Here is a 16,443-nt window from a genome sequence, read left to right as displayed (position 1 = left end):
CGCGACGCTGGCTCAGCGGAGTGCCGTGATCTCGTGCAGCGTGAGCTCGGGGCCTTGCTTGGATGCATTGCGCGCCGTGCGCCCCACCGAGACCTTGTCCGCCACCACGCTGTAGACGGGCTCCGAGACGAGCAGCCGGCTGCCGACCTCCTTGTTCGCGGATTCGACGCGGCAGGCGAAGTCGACCGCGCCGCCCATCGCAGCGATGAGCTTCGTGTCGCTCGCGCCCGCGGGCCCCACCACGACCTCGTCGAGATGAATCCCGATCCCGATGTCGAAGGCCCGGCCATGGCTCGTCACGAGGTACGGCTCGAGCTGCTTCACCGCGTCGAGCATCCCGAGCGCCGCCCGCACCGCCCGCCATGGCGCGTCCGGCTGCCCGTCCGCGCCGAAGAGCGCCGTCAGGCCATCGCCCATGTAGTTGTTGATGAAGCCACCCTCGGCCGCCACGACGCGCCCCATGGCCTCGAAATAGCGATTCAGCACATAGATCACGTCGTACGGCTGGAGCCCCTCGGAAAAGGCCGAGAAGTCGCGGATATCGGCGACGAGGATCGCGACGGGGAGCTTGGCCCCGAGCGCGGCCGCCTTCCCCGCGCGCAGACGGCTGATGATCTGCACGTCCTCCTGATCGAGCGCCAGCCTGCGGACGCGGACGGGGCCGCGCACCGTCGTCTGGCAGGCCATGCGTACGCTCGGCGGTAGCCCGAACCATTCGGCGAGCGACTGCTCCCGCTCATTCCGAGGGTCGACGTTTTCGAGCCCCTCGAGAACAGCCACGCGGCACGTCGAGCAGCGCGCATTGCCGCCGCAGGCGCGAATGTGCGGGATGCCGGCGGAGAGCGCGGCGGCGAGAAGAGTCTGCCCTTCCGGGACGTCGAGGGAGATCCCGTCGGGCGCGTAGTGGATCGTGGGCATTGCCGCCCGATTCTACACCGCTCGCCGCGGCTCTGCGCAAGGATGTGTGTGAGGATGGAAGCGTCGTTGCTAGCGCGCCGGACGCTCGCGGCTGCGCAGGGGCGGCCCTCACGCGAGGGCCGCCCCGGTCCTTGTCAGGCCGCGCGCCGCTGACGACGCCGCAGGGCAATCAGCGCTGCGCCAATTCCGAGCACGAGGCCCGTGTGCGAGTCGCTGGTCGAGCCGACGGTGCGGCAACCGCAGCCACCGTCCTCGCCTCCCGCGCCCCCGCCGGTGCCGCCGCCGCCCTGGCTGCCTGCGCCGCCTGCGCCGCCGTCGCCGCCTGCGCCGCCTGCGCCGCCTGCGCCGCCGTCGCCACCCGCGCCGCCGTCGCCGCCTGCGCCGCCTGCGCCGCCTGCGCCGCCCGCCCCCGGCTCCTCGTTCTTGCAGTCGGACGCGCAGCCGTCGCCGGCGACGTCATTGCCGTCGTCGCACTCCTCGTGGTCGTCCCAGAGGAAGCCGTCCCCGCAGCTCGGCTCGACGCAGCTCGCGAGGCAATCGTCGGTGCTCGAGTCGTTCCCGTCGTCGCACGCCTCGCCCGCCTGCACGATGCCGTCGCCGCAGGTCGCCGACGCGCACAGGTTCGAGCAGTCGTCTTCGTTGTTCTGGTTGCCGTCGTCGCAGCTCTCGACGCCGGCCTCCACGTAGCCGTCGCCGCAAGTGGCCTTCTTGCAGCCTTGCACGCAGCCATCCATGTTCGACGCATTCGCGTCGTCGCATTGCTCGACGCCGTCTTGCACGAACCCGTCGCCGCACTTGGCAGGCGCGCAGGTGTTGAGGCAGCCGTCGGCATTCGACAGGTTGCCGTCGTCGCACACCTCGACGCCCGCCTGCACGTGGCCGTCGCCGCACTTGGCCGCCTTGCAGGTGCTCGTGCATGCGTCGTTGTTCGACGCATTCCCGTCGTCGCACTCCTCGCTGCCCGAGACGACGCCGTCGCCGCAACCCGGCAAGCTGCAATTGTTCCGGCAGGCGTCCGTGTCGATCGGGTTGCCGTCGTCGCACGCCTCGACGCCGGCCTCCACGAAGCCGTCGCCGCACGCCGCGTCCTTGCAACCCTGCACGCAGCCATCCATGTTCGACGCATTGCCGTCATCGCACTGCTCGACGCCGCTCTGGACGACGCCGTCGCCGCACGTGGCGTTCTTGCAGGAATTGAGGCAGCCGTCGCCGTTCGTCAGGTTGCCGTCGTCGCATTGCTCGACGCCCGCTTGCACGAAGCCGTCCCCGCACGCGGCCATTTTGCAGGTCGCGAGGCACGCGTCCGTGTTCGACAGGTTCCCGTCGTCGCACACCTCGACGCCCGCCTGCACGAACCCATCGCCGCACGCCGCATTCTTGCACGTGGTGGTGCAGGCGTCCGTGTTCGACGCATTGGCATCGTCGCACTCCTCGACGCCCATCTGCACGAAGCCGTCGCCGCAGCCCGACGTCTTGCACGTCGTGAGGCACCCATCCGTGTTCGACGCGTTCCCGTCGTCGCACTCCTCGGCGCCGTTCACCACGCCGTCGCCGCAATAGAACGGAGGCACGAACTCGTACGCGCCCATGTCGACCGCGGGGCCATTGACGCCGTCCCCATCCATCGGCCTCGTTTTGCCGTCGAGGTCCGTGAGGGGGGCGCCCACCGACGTGCCCTTGTCGATGCACGGGCTGCCCATGGCCAGGTGCAGGTCCGAGGGCGCGTTCACGAAACCCGGATTCTGCGAAATGCAGCCCGCTCCCGCCACCACCTTGTCGTAGTTCGCCGAGGTCCCGAGGACGTTCGTGTACGTGACGTTGGCCGCCGTCGAGCCCGTCGCGTTGTCCCGGTAGACGCCCGTCGTGACCCCGGTGATGATGCTGTTCTTGACGTTCACGATCGCCGTCGCATTCGCTGCCGCCCTCAGGCTCACGCCGAACGCGCCTGGACCGTGGACCGTCGTGTTCGTCACGTGGAGCGTGCCGGTCGCGGTGCCCGTGGCGTTCAGGCTGATGTTGTCCCAGTTGGAGCGGAAGAGCCCGTTCTCGATCGTCACCGTGGCAGTGCCGCTCTCCGGGCGGAAATCAATGCCATCCCACTCGCTGTCGCTCACGGTCAGGCCCGAGAAGGTGGGGGACGCATTGCCCTCCACGCGGATCCCGTACTCGTTGCCCTTGGTCGTGAAATTCTTGATGAGCGGCGCTCCCGCGTCGAGAAGCAGGCCGTGCAGCGACGTGTCGGTCGTGACGTTCAAAAGCCCGAGCACGTTGCCCGCGGCGCTCGAATGGATCGCATTGTACCCATGCCGCACGTTCACGTGCGTCAGCGTCGCCGCCGTCGCGCCGGACAGCACCCGCACGCCATACCAGTTCTGCGCGGCCGCCACGAGGGCGCGCAGCGTGATGGGCGCGGCCGCCGTCCCGATGGCTTCCAGCGTCCCCCGCACCCGGATCTCGCCGCGCTCCGTGTCCGTGCCCGCGGCCATGATGTCGCCGTTCGAGAAGTTCACCACCACGCCCGGCTCGATCGAGAGCTTCCGGCCCGGCGGCACCGTGATGTCCCCCGCGACGTTATACGGCGAGCCTGCCAAGGTCAGCGTCGTATCGGTCCAGAGCGTCCCATGATACCCCGGCGTCGCGTCATTCACGTACGGCAGCGCCCCGATGTCCTGGCCCGCGTCTCCCGCGAACCTCGACGGCGAATTCGACGTGATCCGCAGGTTCGACAGCGGGTTCACGTACAGCGGGTTCGCCGAAAAGCACCCCGGACCGGGGGTCACACCCGTATAGTTCGTCGTGTTGTCCCAGACGTTCGAATACGTGACGTTCACCGTCGCCGCGCCGCCCGCCCCGTAGACGCCGGTGGTGTTGTCCGTCACGTTCGAGTTTTTGAGGTTCACCGTCGTCGATGCGCCCGAAGACGCGGAGGCGGACACGCCGCGGGACTGCTCGTGGATCGTGGCGCCCGTGATGTTCACCGTCGAGATGGCGTTCGTCTCGGCCGACAGATCGAGCCCGTAAAAGCTATTCCGGACCACGCAATTGTTGATGGTGTTCACCGCAGCCACGCCCGTCGTCAAGATCCGGATGCCGCGGTTGGTATTGTCATTGATCGTGCAGCCATTGATCGTCGCTGCGGCGGACCCCGCGATGTCGATGCCGACGGAGCCGCCGCTGACGCTCACGTTCGTGAGCGTCGGCGTGCCGGCGAGGAGGTAGAAGCCATACGTGGTGGCGGTGATCGTGGTACCTTCGACGGCGAGACCCATACCCGCCGCGCTCGAGGTGACGCCTTGCCTCGCATGGGCGATCGACGCGCCGGAGATGGTGACGGCGCTCGCCGCACCGGCGCGGATGCCAAACCACGTGCCCACGGCCGACCCGCTCTGGGCCATGAACTGCACGGGGCTCGCCGCCGTGCCATTGACGTTGAGTTGCCCCTGCACGATGAGCTCGATGCGGGCCGTGTCGCTACCGCCGGATTGCCCGTCGCTGCTCGCGAACCGCACGACCGTGCCGGCCTCGATGGTCAACGAGGCGCCGCTCGGCACCGTGACGTCCCCCTGGACATTGTAGGGGCTGCCCGCGGCGTTCCAGGTCTGTGTACCGATGGTGCCGCCGGCGATGGTCGTCGCGGCGCGGGCTTCACGAGGAACAACCAGCGAGACAGCGAGCGCAAGGGCGAGCGCCATGAAATGCAGGGCGATGCGAGGCCCTCCAGGATGTCTGATATGCATAGTCATCTACCCGGTTCGTAAGCTTGTGTACGGCGCTGCGCCTTCAACCACAGGCCCAGCGTCCGGGAGATGCTCGCCGCGTCCCGAGGTCGCATCTTTTTTTCGGGCGCCTCGATCCCGCCCCCCGACGGCTCTCGTGTGCTCGGGATCCGCCGGCAAATTTCAATCGGGCTAGACGAACGCCTCGACGAGGGCACGCGGACGCACCCGTTCCCCGAGGGGCCACGGAACATGGCCCTGACGAGGAAGCGCTCGGTCCAATGGATGTCGATGCGGATGCGGCTCGGCGACCCGAGCCTCGGGAGGCGCGTCAGGCAGGCAGGGGCGAATCGCGCCGGAAGGCGGCGCTCACAGCCCCATTTGCTTCGCGATGATCACCTTCATGATCTCGTTCGTCCCGGCGAAGATGCGCTGCACGCGCGCATCCATGTAAGCGCGCGTCACCGGATATTCGAGCATGTATCCATAACCGCCGAAGAATTGCAGGCACTCGTCGACGACCTCGCCGAGCATCTCCGTCTGCCAGAGCTTCGACATCGAGCACTCCTTCACGAGGTACTTGCCCGCGATGTGCTCCGCGATCAGGCGATCGAGGAACGCGCGGCCCACCTCGACCTTCGTCGCGCACTCGGCCAGCTTGAATTGCGTGTTCTGGAACTTCGAGATCGGCTTGCCGAACGCCTTGCGCTCCTTGCAATACGCGACCGTGTCCTCGAGGATGCGCTCCGCCCCCGCCTGACACCCGATCGCCACGACGAGCCGCTCCTGCTGGAGCTTCTGCATCAGCATCAAGAAGCCCCCGCCCTCCTCGCCGAGGCGGTTCTTCACGGGCACACGGCAATCCTCGAACGCGAGCTCCGACGTGTCCTGCGAGGGCAGCCCCATCTTGCGCAGCTTCTTGCCCTTCACGAAGCCCGGCGCGCCCGCCTCCACGACGAACAGGCTGATCCCCCGGTGCGCGTTCGCCGAATCCGCGTCCGTCTTCGCCGCCACGATGCAGATGTCGCAGAGAATGCCGTTCGAGATGAACGTCTTCGCCCCATTGAGCACGTAATGGTCGCCGTCGCGCACGGCCGTCGTGGCGATCCCCGCGAGATCGCTGCCCGTCCCGGGCTCCGTCATCGCGATCGCCGTCACGATCTCCCCGGACGCGCAGCCGGGCAACCAGCGCTGCTTCTGCTCCTCCGTGCCGAAGGTCTCGATGTACGGCACCACGATGTCCGAGTGGAGCGACATCGCGAAGCCGGAGTCATACGACCGGGCCATCTCCTCGATGACGATCACCGAATGGAGGAAATCGCCGCCCGCGCCGCCGTAGGCCGGATCGAGCCACGGGCAGAGAAAGCCCCCCTCGCCCGCCTTGCGCCACGCCTCGCGGTCGACGCTCCCCTGCTCCATCCACCGCTCCTGGTGCGGCTTGACCTCGCGCTCCACGAACCGGCGGAAGGACGTTCGAAACAGCTCGTGCTCTTCGCGGAAAAGATTCCTGTCCATTTGAATGAGGGGCTACCAAACCTCCCGGCCCGCGTCCACCGTCGACGCTTGGGGGCTACGCTCGGCGAGCCGAGCTACGCCCCCAAACCCCAGTCAACGCTTGGGGGCTACGCTCGGCGAGCCGAGCTACGCCCCCAAACCCCAGTCAACGCTTGGGGGCTACGCTCGGCGAGCCGAGCTACGCCCCCAAACCCCCGAAGCGGTTGACGCACGCCGCTCGCTAGCAGACGCTCTTGTCGAGGCCGACGCTTGTCCGACGGAGCCAACGCTGCCGAGCCGACCATCGCCGAGCGGCTCTCCACCCGCGAGGAGCGCATCCACGTCTCCATCGGCGCCGTCTGCAACAACAACTGCATCTTCTGCATGGAGGAAGATCGCGACGGCCGCTACGTGAACAACTCGGCGATGACCGCCGAGCGCGTGCGCTGGATCCTCGAACAGAACCGAGGCGCCGAGGAGGTCTGCTTCACCTCGGGCGAACCCACGACGCGCCCCGAGCTGCCCGACCTCGTGTCGATGGCCAAGGGCCTCGGCTACCGCAAGATCAGCGTGATGACGAACGGCAGGCGCCTCTCGCACCTGCCCTACGCCGCGCTGCTCGCGAAGGCCGGGATGAACCGGTTCTACGTCTCGATCCACGGCCACACGAAGAAGCTCCACGAGGGCCTCACCCGCACGCCCGACAGCTTCGAGCAGACCGCCGCCGGCCTCGCCTCGATCGCCAAGTTGAAGCGCTTCGGCGTCGAGCTCCACACCTCGACGGTGCTCACGGACCGAAACCTCCCGCACATGCTCGACATCTACCGCTTCCTGCGGCAGGCGGGCGTCGACCAGGTCGTCTTCAACGTGATGCAGGCGAACGGCCGCGCCGACACGTACTTCGAGCAGATCTTCCCGCGCTACACGGACACCGCCGCCGCGTTCCGGCGCTTCCTCGCCGAGGTCGGCGAGCCGCGGCCGATGGCGTTCCTCGTCGACATCCCGCTCTGCACGACGGAGGGCGTCGCCGACTTCAACCGCGGGTACGTCGAGCGCTACCGGCACTTCGACCTCGGCGATCAGGCAAACCTCGACGCGGCGCGCGCGCCCGAGCGGGCCGCGGACGGACGGGGCCGGGGGCTCGTCCTCGTCACGCGGCAAGATCTCGACGAGGCCCAGCGGGACAAACGCGAGGCGTGCGGAACGTGCAAATACGGGCCGCAATGCGAGGGCGTCTGGCGCAACTACCTCAAGCGGTACGGCTGGGACGAGTTCGAGCCGGTCGTTGGCACCCCAAACGCTCGGTGATCACAGGGCCGAACGTGGTACCATCGCCCGAGCAGGCATGAGCGACGGCAAGAGCGATGGACGTGGGAGCGGGGTGAGAGCGCAGGCAACGCCTGCAGAGCGCCCTCTCGGGCCTCCCCTCCCGGCTCCCCCTCCCCCGCGTCCGATGTTCCAGAGCACCCCGCACTCGGGCCCGCACAGCCTCGGTCCTTCGAGCGTGGTCGTGGCGAGCCGCAAGAGCGACGTGCCGCCGCTCTCACAGGATCCCGAGGCGCACCGCAAGTGGCTCGCCGAGGAGCTCGAGCGCACGCGCGCGCGCCTGCTCCAGGCCGACCGCCTCGCCACGCTCGGCACCATCGCCGCCAGCGTCGGACACGAGCTCAACAACGTCGCCGCCGTCCTCACGCACACCGCGACCTTCATCCGCATGCACGCCAAGGCGGGCAAGCCACCGGAGCCCGACGATCTCGTGGCCCTCGAGCGCGGCGTCGCGCACCTGACCGAGCACGCGCGAAACCTCCTGCACCTCGGCACGCCGACCCAGGATCGGCACGAGGTCCTCGACGTGATGGCCGTCATCTCCGACGTGCTCTCCATGCTCCACGTCTCGGGCCGAACGAAGCGCGTCAGCATCATGACGCACGCGCCCGAGGTACCCGTGCGCGTGGCCATGAGCCGCACGAAGCTCGAACAGATCTTCGTCAACCTCGTGACGAACGCCGCGGACGCGGTGATGGAGCAGCCGCCCGAGGGGAGGCTCATCCGCATCGAGGTGAGCGAGAGCCGCGAGACGGGACGCGCGTTTTGCCTCGTCGAAGACGCGGGAACCGGCATCGCGCCCGAGATCCTCGCGCGCGTCTTCGAGACGTACTTCACGACGAAACCTTCGGGCAAAGGTACGGGCCTCGGGCTCTCCGTCGTCAAGACCCTCATCGAGGCCGTCAACGGGGACATCGAGATCGAGAGCGAGCTCGGCAAGGGGACGGCCGTGCGCTTCGATCTCCCGCTGTCCACGTGACAGAACGCCCTTGCCGACGGACGGCCGTGGGCGCCATCATGCGCAGAGGTCCGTGACGTCGAATGCGTCTCCCCATGGCTCGCCGGCGGCGGCCGTCGTACCGGGCACCCTCCTCGCCCAGAAGTACCGCGTCGAGCGTGTCCTCGGCAAAGGCGGCATGGGCTACGTGGTCGAGGCCCGGCACGTCGCGCTCGACGAGCGGGTCGCGCTGAAATTCCTCCTGCCCGAGTACGCGCAGCACCCCGAGGCCTCGACGCGCTTCCAGCGCGAGGCGCGCGCCGCCGTGAAGATCAAGAGCGAGCACGTCGCCCGCGTCCTCGACGTGGCCACGCTCGAGAACGGCGCGCCGTACATGGTGATGGAGTTCCTCGACGGCCGGGACCTCGCGGGGCAGCTCAAGGACGGCGTGATCGACGTGCCCGACGCGATCGATTACGTCCTCCAGGCCTGCGAGGCCATCGCCGAGGCGCACTCGTACGGCATCGTGCACCGCGATCTGAAGCCTGCGAACCTGTTCCTCGCACGCCGCCGCGACGGATCGCCGCTCGTCAAGCTGCTCGACTTCGGCATCTCGAAGATGCAGGGCGCGCCGGGCGATCACGCGCTCACGCGCACCTCGACCGCGATGGGCTCGGCGCTCTACATGTCGCCCGAGCAGATGCAGGAGACGCGCGGCGTCGATCACCGCACCGACATCTACTCGCTCGGCATCACGCTCTTCGAGCTCATCGCGGGCACGCAGCCGTTCTTCGCCGAGACCTTGCCCCAGCTCTGCGCCGAGGTCCTCACCGGCACGCCGCGCCCGCTCCGCGACTTCCGCCCGGACGTCCCGGAGGACCTCGCCGCGCGGCTCGAGCGCGCCTACGAGCGCGACAAGAACCGGCGATATCAGTCGATCGCCGAGTTCGCCGTCGCGCTCGCGCCCTACGCGCCGCCGCGCTCGCAGAGCACGCTGGAGCGGATCACGCGCATGGCCGGCCTTCCCACGCCCCTCGCCGGAGGCGCGCCCGGCGCCGAGGCCACGCGCATGCCCTCGCAGCCGACCTTGCCCGCGATGCAATTCCCCGACGCGGGGCTCGTGTCTTCGCTCCCCGAGGGCCCGAGCACCGTGCCCCTTCCCAACACGGGGCGGCGCAACGCGGCCATCAGCACGACGCTGGCCGCCGCCTTGCCGCCCGCGGACGTCGCTGTGCAGAGCGCCGCGCACAAGACGATGCCGCTCCCGGTGCAGATCGTGTCCGCTCCGGAGCTGCCGGCGTCGGCCACGACGACCGGCCCGAGCATCGTCACGCTCACCGAGCCCCCGGAGCTCGAAACGATCGAGCCAGACCTCAGCCGCATCGAGGCCGATCTCTACACGGGCCCGCGGAGCGCGCATGCGGCCGCCGCCTTCGCCAGCGCCGCGCGGACGCGGCCTTCGCCGAGCGATGCAGGTCGATCGTTCGGGTTCGTGGTGCTCGGCCTCGGCGCGCTCGTCGGGCTGCTCGGCGGCGTGCTCATTTTCCTGTTCCGATCGAGCGTCGAGGCGTCCTCCACGACGGCGGTCGCCAGCGGCGCGCCCGTGGAGGTCCCCGCGATCCCCGCGCCCACGATCGCGGCTGCGCCGACGTCCACGACGCCCACGGTCACGCCCGAATCCACAGCCCCGCCGAGCGCCTCGGCATCTGCGTCACCGATGGTGGCCGCGTCCGCGAGCGCGTCCGTGACACCTCCGCCGGGCCCGAAGCCCACGGGCAAGGCGACGCCGGCGCCGACGAGCACCACGAAGAAAGATGCGAAATCCGCTTTCACGCGCCGCTAGCGCCCCGAGGGCCCGCGCCCCTCGGAGGATCCTCGCCGCCGCGCTCACGCTCGCGGCGTCGATCGCGCTCGCTCCGGGCCACGCGGCCGCGCAGGGCGGTGACAAAAAGGCCATCGCCGAGGAGGCCTTCTTGCGCGGCCGCGAGCTCCTGGACCAGGGCAAACCCGCGGAGGCGTGCCCGAAGTTCGAGGAGAGCGCGCGGCTCGATCCTTCGGTCGGCGCGCTCTTGAACCTGGCGCTCTGCAACGAGCAGCTCGGCCGCACCGCCACCGCGTGGGCGCGGTACAAGGAAGCCGCGACCCTGGCGCACGCCACGGGCGACACCGATCGCCTGCGGATCGCCGAGGAGTTCGCGGGCAAACTCGCCCCCAAGCTCTCGCGCCTGCGCGTCGAGGCAACGAGCCCCGCGGCGGGCCTCGTGATCGAGCGCGACGGCGAGGTCCTCGGGTCCGCGCTGCTCGGCGACGCCATCCCCGTCGATCCCGGCGAGCACACGATCGAAGCGACCGCGCCCGGGTTTTTGTCGTGGTCGACGAAGATCGTCGTCGGCAAGGATGCCGACGTGAAGACCGTCTCGGTGCCTGCGCTCGCGCCGGATCCGAGCGTGAAGCCCGTCGAGAAGATCGACGCGCCGCCGGCCGGATCCTCCGGCGCGAACGGCCTGCGCACCGCGGCGTTCGTCGCGGGGGGCCTGGGCGCCGTCGCGCTCGGCGTCGGCGCGGTCTTCGGCGGGCTCGCGTCGAGCGACGTGGGCGCGGCCGAGCCACTTTGCCCCGGCAAGAAGTGCAACGCCGAGGGATTCGCTTTGATCGAGGGCGCGCAGACGAAGGCCCTCGTCTCGACGATCGGCTTCAGCATGGGCGGAGCTGCCCTGGCCGCCGGCGTCGTGCTGTTTTTCGTCTCGCGCTCCCCGGCGAAGGAGCGCGCTCCCGAGGCGCCTCGCGCGTGGCTCGTCCCTTCGTTCGTCCCCCACGGCGGAGGCGCCTCGCTCCTGGGCACGTTCTGAGCCCGAACCGAATCGACCCTTTTTCACGACCTGCCATGGACTTCGACCTCACCGAAGAGCAAAAGCGTTTCCAGGAAGCCGCGCGCGCGCTCGCCGCGCGGGAGCTCGCGCCGCGGGCCGCCGAGATCGATCACGACGCGCGCCTGCCCGAAGGCCACGCGCGGACGCTCGGCGACGCGGGCCTGCTCGGCCTCACGATCCCCGCGGAGCACGGCGGATCGGGCGGCGACCTCGTCGCGCTCGCACTCGCGATCGAGGAGATCGCCGCCGCGTGCGCGAGCTCGGCCGCGATCGTGGGCACGCACGTCGCGCTCGTCGCGCGCACGCTCCTCCGCGCCGGAAGCGACGCGCAGAAGCAGAACCACCTCGCCCGGCTCGCGCGCGGCGCCTCGCTCGGCGCGGCCGCGATGCCCGATCCCGCGGAGCCCGTTTCCCTCATCGCCGAGCCCAGCGCCGCCGGTGGCTTCGTCCTCGAAGGCGAGGCCGGCCCCGTGATCCTCGGCCCCGCGGCGGACGTGTTCCTGGTGTTTGCCGCGACGAACCGCGACCCGAACGATCCTCGCCTCGTCGCGCTCCTCGTCCCGAAGAGCGCCCCCGGCCTCACGCTCGTCCCCGCGGAGGCCACCGTGGGCCGCCGCGCGGCGAGCGCGGCCTTGCTGCGCGCGCGTGGCGTTCGTGTGGACGCGGCCGACGTGATCGGCGCGCCGGGGGAAGGCTCCTCGATCGCCGCAGCGGCGCTCGAAGACGCGCGGATCGCCGTCGCTGCGGAGGCCATCGGCGTCGCGCGCGCGGCCTTCGACAAGGCGGCTGCGCACGTCAAGCGCACGCAGGATCGCGTGAAGACGCCGGGCCTGCTCGGCATGCAGGCACAGCTCGCCGACATGGCCGTCGACATCGAAGCGGCGCGCCTGCTCGTGCTCCGCGCCGCGCACCTCGCGGATCGCGGCCTGCCTTCCTCGGCCGAGCGATCCATCGGAAAACTCTTCGCCTCCGAGATGTCGACCCGCGTCGCGCACCGAGCCATGGACATCCTCGGCGCGCGCGGCGGAGGCGCGAGCGAGGGCCTCGGGCGTCATTTCCGCGACGCCCGCACCACCGAGCTCGTCGAGGAGAGCAGCGGAACGCAGCGATCGATCATCGCGCAAACCATGTTGAAGGGATGATGAAGAGCAACGAAAGAAGCCTGGGTGTTGGTTCTCTTCCGGCCCTCGTCACCGCGCTCGCGGCGCTCGCCTCGCTCGCGGGTTGTGGAGGCGAGGTGACGACGAACAAGCCGCCGGACACGGGCGGCACGGACTCCTCGACGAGCGGCGGGAGCAGCGGCGCCAACGTCGAAGCCGAGATCGGCGCGCTCGATCAGGACAAGGTCCAGTCGACGCTCCAGCGCACCTCGGACAAACTCAGCGCGTGCTTCCACAACGGCGTCCGCCGCATCCCGTTCATGGGCGGCGAGATCCGCTTCGCCTTGCGGATCGCGCAGGGCGGCACGGCCACCGTCGCGTTCCTCAAGGAGTCGACGCTCGGCGATCGCGAGACCGAGTCGTGCATGCTCGGCGCGCTGCGCGGCGCGAGTTGGCCTTCGCCCGTGGGCGGAAAGGAAGGCCTCGCCGAGGGTGGCTTCTCCTTCGATCCGAGCGCCGACGAGCGCCCGCCCGTCTCGCTCGACCCCGATCGCCTGGGCAAGGAGCTGCCCAAGGCGAAGCAAGCGCTCGCCACGTGCCGCGCGAGCCAGGGTGCGGGCCCGATCAAGGCCACGATGTACCTCGACACCGACGGCAAGCCCCTCTCCGTGGGCGTGTCGAGCGCCGATCCGAAGGGCGACGCCGCGGCGTCGTGTATCGTCGACGCGCTGCGCGGCATGAGCTTCCCGTCGCCTGGAAGTTACGCCGGCAAAGTGTCCCTCGTCGCGGAGTGAGCACGCCCGAAGCTCGGTGAAGAAGTGTTCGGCCGAGAGGCGCCGCGCGCAGAGCCGCGCTAGGATCTCCGCGTGTGGAAGCTCATCCGTGAAGTCCTCGGCCTCCTCTGGAAGCTCGTCAAGACGCTGCTCAAGAACAAGCTCCGCGTCATCCTGAAGCGCGTCCTGCTCTACACGCTCCTCCTCGGGGCCGTGATCGCGGTCGTCGTCTTCGTCCTGACGCGGATCTTCGTCTGACGGGCAAACCCGTTGGAGCCCCAACGGGTTTGCCTCCCACCCATCAGCGCGTCGCGCTCCGAGCGATCACGATCCGCTGGATCTCGCTCGTCCCCTCGTAGATCGTCGTCACGCGCGCGTCGCGCAGGTGACGCTCGACCGCGAAATCCCGCACGTAACCGTAGCCGCCGTGGATCTGCAGCGCCCGCTGGCAGATCCGGTTCGCCGCCTCGCTCGCGTAGAGCTTCGCCATCGCCGCCTCGGCCGAGAACGGCCGCGCCTTCTCCTTCAGCCACGCCGCGCGCAGCGTGAGCGCCCGCGCCGCTTCGAGCTCCGTCCGGCAATCCGCGAGCGACCACTGGATCGCCTCGTAGTCGCCGATCGATCGGCCGAACTGCTTGCGCTCCCGCGCGTACTGCGTGGCCTCCTCGAGCGCCGCCGTCGCGATGCCGCAAGCCTGCGACGCGATCCCGATGCGCCCGCCGTCGAGCGCCATCATCGCGATCTTGAACCCCTCGCCCTCGCTGCCGAGCAGCGCGTCCGCCGGCACCTTGCAGTCGTCGAGCTCGATCGGCACGGTGTTCGACGCGCGCAGGCCGAGTTTGTCCTCGGGCCGGCCGCACCGAAGCCCCGGCGTCCCGCCCTCCACGAGGAACGCCGAGAGCCCTCGCGTCCCCGGCCCGCCCGTGCGCGCCCAGACCACGAACACGCCGGCCCACGCCCCGTTCGTGATCCACTGCTTCTGCCCGCGCAGCACCCAGCCGCCCTCGGTCCGCTCCGCCACGGTCCGCATCGAGCCGGGATCGCTGCCCGCCTCCGGCTCGCTCAAGGCGAACGACCCGGCCGCGTAGTCGCCCGCGCAGATCCGCGGCACGTACGTCTCGCGTTGCGCCTCCGTGCCGAACCGCGCGATCACCTCCGCGACCATGTTCGTCACGCTCATCGTCACGGCCGTGGAGGCGCACGCGCGCGCGATCTCCATCATCGCCAGCGCATACGCCACGACGCCCGCCTCGGCCCCGCCGAGCGCCGCGGGCACGTTCACGCCCATCAGGCCGAGGTCGGCGAGCCCTCGCAGGATGTCGCGCGGGATGTCCTTGTCGCGGTCGAGATCGGCCGCGACGGGCCGGATCACACGCTCGGCGTAGTCCCGCGCGGTCCGCTGGACGAGCGCCTCGGTCTCGTTAGGCTCGAGGTCCATGGGTCCGCGTTACTGGCACTTCTGCGTGAAATCGCAAGGATCGCCGCCCTTCGCGGTCACGAGCAGGCTGTACTGCGTGCACGACCCCTGCGCGCCGAGCTTGCGGTAGACGCGCACGAAGTACTTCGTGCTGTTGTTGTTGCAGTGCACGGGCTGCGAGCCGTCGTTCGCGCACGGCACCTCGCCCGAGAGGCCGTCCGCCGATTTCCCGTCGACGCACCAGTCGTACGACGTGATCCCCGCGCCGCCGCCCGTGGGCGTATCCGTGCACGCGTCGCCGCGAATCACGTCGATCACGAACTCGTCGTTCGGCGTCGGCGCCACGAAATCGATGCTCACGTGGTACGAGTTCGTCGTGACCTCGTTCGTGTCCACCGTGTCGAACGACCACACATCCACGTCGTTCGCGCCGCCGAGCGTGCCCGTGATCGTGAGGCTGCTCCCGGCGGTGTCGCTCACGCTGCCCGCAGCCGTCGCGTTCGCGCAGAGGTCGTTCGGCTCGCCCATCTCGACGGGGCACGCGCAGCCGTTCGAGATCGGGCCGGGCGGATAACTCGCCCACCCCGGCTCACACGGCCCGAGATCACACGAGCCCTGCGCCGTGCAGACCCACGACGCGTGCGGCGGCACCGGACCTTCCGCGCTGCAGAGCTCGTTCGGATCCCCCTCGTTGATCATGCCGTCGCAGTCGTCATCCAGGGCGTTGCACGTCTCGGCCGCGGGGACCTTCGCCGTGCACCCCTCGAACTTGGCCGTGTCGCCGTTGCACATCTCGACGCCCGTGCACGTGCCGTAGTCGTTCGAGTTCGAACAATCCTTCTCGACCCCATCGCGCTTCTCGCTACACGGACACGAGAACGGCACGTTGGGCACGCAGAACTTGTAGGCCTCCCCCTGCGGCGGCTTCGTCGGCCCCGCGTCCGTGCCCCCGTCGTCCGACCCCGCATCCCCCGCGTCCCCCGCGTCGTCCGGCGGCCCCGCGTCCGGCATCTCGCCGTCCGGCTTCGGCGGGTACTTCGCGCCCTCGAGGCACGTGAAGCCGTTCGGGCACTGGCCGTCCGTCGTGCAATCCCGCGCGCAGAAGCGATCCCCCGCAGGCGCCCGCAAGCACGTGTCCGAGGGGTTCAGGCATTGCAGCTTCGTCGTACACGGCAAGCACTGGCTGCCGAGATCCGGCACGCAGATCGAGTCGCCGTTGATGATCGCGCAGTACGTCCCGTCGGGGCAGCCGGGCGGGCACGGCACGGTGCAGAACTTGTTCGCGCCGACGACCGTGCAGTCCCCCTGCTCGCAAGGCACGTCGTCGCCACACGGTCCGCCGATCTGGCCCGGCGGAATGCCCCCGCCGCCCTCGCCGCCCGCGCCGCCGCCGCCCCCCGGCTGCTCGACGTGATTGCCCTGCGCGCACGCCGCGAACAGCGCCGCGACGAACGCTCCGATCAAGACGATCCGCCCATGGTTACGGTGGCCCAAGCTCATCGGACGGCGCCTCCTCGACGACACGAACCGGCCCGGGCACGGGCGGCCAAAAATGGCTCTTCCTTCCCGCGCAGAGGCCTCCGTCAGGTTAAATGTTTTGCACACCGGGCGTCAAACGCGTAACTGGGGAGTCGAAAGCGGCCCGCGCCGCGCCTCGCCATGCCTCGCGCCTCTGCTCCCAGGCCCTCCGCGTTCGTCCAAGGTGCGTCGTGTACGGGCCTCGCCGTCCTCGTCCTCGGCGCGCTCGCAGGCTGCACGAGCGCAAAAACCGAGGCCGCGCCCGGCCCAAGCCCCGCCGCCGAGCTGATGCCCCCGGCGCCGCCCCCCGCCGCCGCGCCCCCCACGCCCGCCTCCGCCGCCCTTCCCACGCCCGCGCCCGCGCCCGCAGCGCC

General features: G+C 69.9%; 12 protein-coding genes and 1 pseudogene. 8 read left to right on the top strand and 5 right to left on the bottom strand.

Annotation, left to right across the window (positions count from 1 at the left end; all coding sequences use genetic code 11):
- Positions 1–12: 12 nt before the first annotated feature.
- The 3 genes from QHF85_RS17840 to QHF85_RS17830 all read right to left on the bottom strand — a co-directional run bounded on the left by QHF85_RS17840 (position 13) and on the right by QHF85_RS17830 (position 6,149).
- Positions 13–918: an adenylate/guanylate cyclase domain-containing protein gene (locus QHF85_RS17840; RefSeq protein WP_281328408.1), complete on the bottom strand. Its 906-nt coding sequence runs from the start codon at positions 916–918 to the stop codon at positions 13–15.
- Between the two features lie 134 nt (positions 919–1,052).
- A complete protein-coding gene (locus tag QHF85_RS17835; RefSeq protein ID WP_281328407.1) occupies positions 1,053–4,610 on the bottom strand; it encodes a DUF4215 domain-containing protein in 3,558 nt (1,185 codons plus the stop codon).
- A 393-nt stretch (positions 4,611–5,003) separates the two neighbouring features.
- Positions 5,004–6,149, bottom strand: a complete 1,146-nt coding sequence (locus tag QHF85_RS17830; protein WP_281328406.1) for an acyl-CoA dehydrogenase family protein — start codon at positions 6,147–6,149, stop codon at positions 5,004–5,006.
- 249 nt (positions 6,150–6,398) lie between these two features.
- Between QHF85_RS17830 and hxsC4 the strand changes: the two genes are divergently transcribed.
- The 7 genes from hxsC4 (at position 6,399) to QHF85_RS17795 (ending at position 13,392) form a co-directional block, all read left to right on the top strand.
- Entirely contained in the window at positions 6,399–7,436 is a 1,038-nt protein-coding gene (gene hxsC4, locus QHF85_RS17825; protein WP_281328405.1) for a radical SAM protein HxsC4, read from the top strand.
- Between the two features lie 145 nt (positions 7,437–7,581).
- Entirely contained in the window at positions 7,582–8,433 is an 852-nt protein-coding gene (locus QHF85_RS17820; RefSeq protein WP_281328404.1) for an ATP-binding protein, read from the top strand.
- Positions 8,434–8,485: 52 nt separating this feature from the next.
- Positions 8,486–10,234 carry a serine/threonine-protein kinase gene (locus QHF85_RS17815; RefSeq protein ID WP_281328403.1) on the top strand — a complete coding sequence of 583 codons (1,749 nt, stop codon included), beginning with the start codon at positions 8,486–8,488 and terminating at the stop codon, positions 10,232–10,234.
- On the top strand, positions 10,206–11,240 hold the full coding sequence (locus QHF85_RS17810) for a hypothetical protein (protein WP_281328402.1): 1,035 nt from the start codon (positions 10,206–10,208) through the stop codon (positions 11,238–11,240). The genes QHF85_RS17815 and QHF85_RS17810 overlap by 29 nt, the downstream gene beginning before the upstream one ends.
- A gap of 35 nt (positions 11,241–11,275) precedes the next feature.
- On the top strand, positions 11,276–12,403 hold the full coding sequence (locus QHF85_RS17805) for an acyl-CoA dehydrogenase family protein (protein ID WP_281328401.1): 1,128 nt from the start codon (positions 11,276–11,278) through the stop codon (positions 12,401–12,403).
- The gene (locus QHF85_RS17800) at positions 12,400–13,155 is read left to right on the top strand and encodes an AgmX/PglI C-terminal domain-containing protein (protein ID WP_281328400.1); all 756 of its coding nucleotides are present in this window, start codon (positions 12,400–12,402) and stop codon (positions 13,153–13,155) included. Before QHF85_RS17805 ends, QHF85_RS17800 begins: the two co-directional genes overlap by 4 nt.
- A 72-nt stretch (positions 13,156–13,227) precedes the next feature.
- On the top strand, positions 13,228–13,392 hold the full coding sequence (locus QHF85_RS17795; protein WP_281328399.1) for a hypothetical protein: 165 nt from the start codon (positions 13,228–13,230) through the stop codon (positions 13,390–13,392).
- A gap of 43 nt (positions 13,393–13,435) precedes the next feature.
- On the opposite strand, the gene QHF85_RS17790 is transcribed toward QHF85_RS17795, so the two are convergent.
- On the bottom strand, positions 13,436–14,572 hold the full coding sequence (locus QHF85_RS17790; protein WP_281328398.1) for an acyl-CoA dehydrogenase family protein: 1,137 nt from the start codon (positions 14,570–14,572) through the stop codon (positions 13,436–13,438).
- 9 nt (positions 14,573–14,581) lie between these two features.
- On the bottom strand, positions 14,582–16,051 hold the full coding sequence (locus tag QHF85_RS17785) for a hypothetical protein (protein ID WP_281328397.1): 1,470 nt from the start codon (positions 16,049–16,051) through the stop codon (positions 14,582–14,584).
- Between the two features lie 159 nt (positions 16,052–16,210).
- On the opposite strand from QHF85_RS17785, the pseudogene QHF85_RS17780 reads away from it, so the two are divergent.
- Positions 16,211–16,443, top strand: a pseudogene (locus tag QHF85_RS17780) (hypothetical protein); the annotation flags it as partial.

The sequence above is a fragment of the Polyangium sp. 6x1 genome (assembly GCF_029946515.1).
GTDB lineage: Bacteria > Myxococcota_A > Polyangia > Polyangiales > Polyangiaceae > Polyangium.
This window is presented reverse-complemented; position numbering and strand designations above follow the sequence as displayed.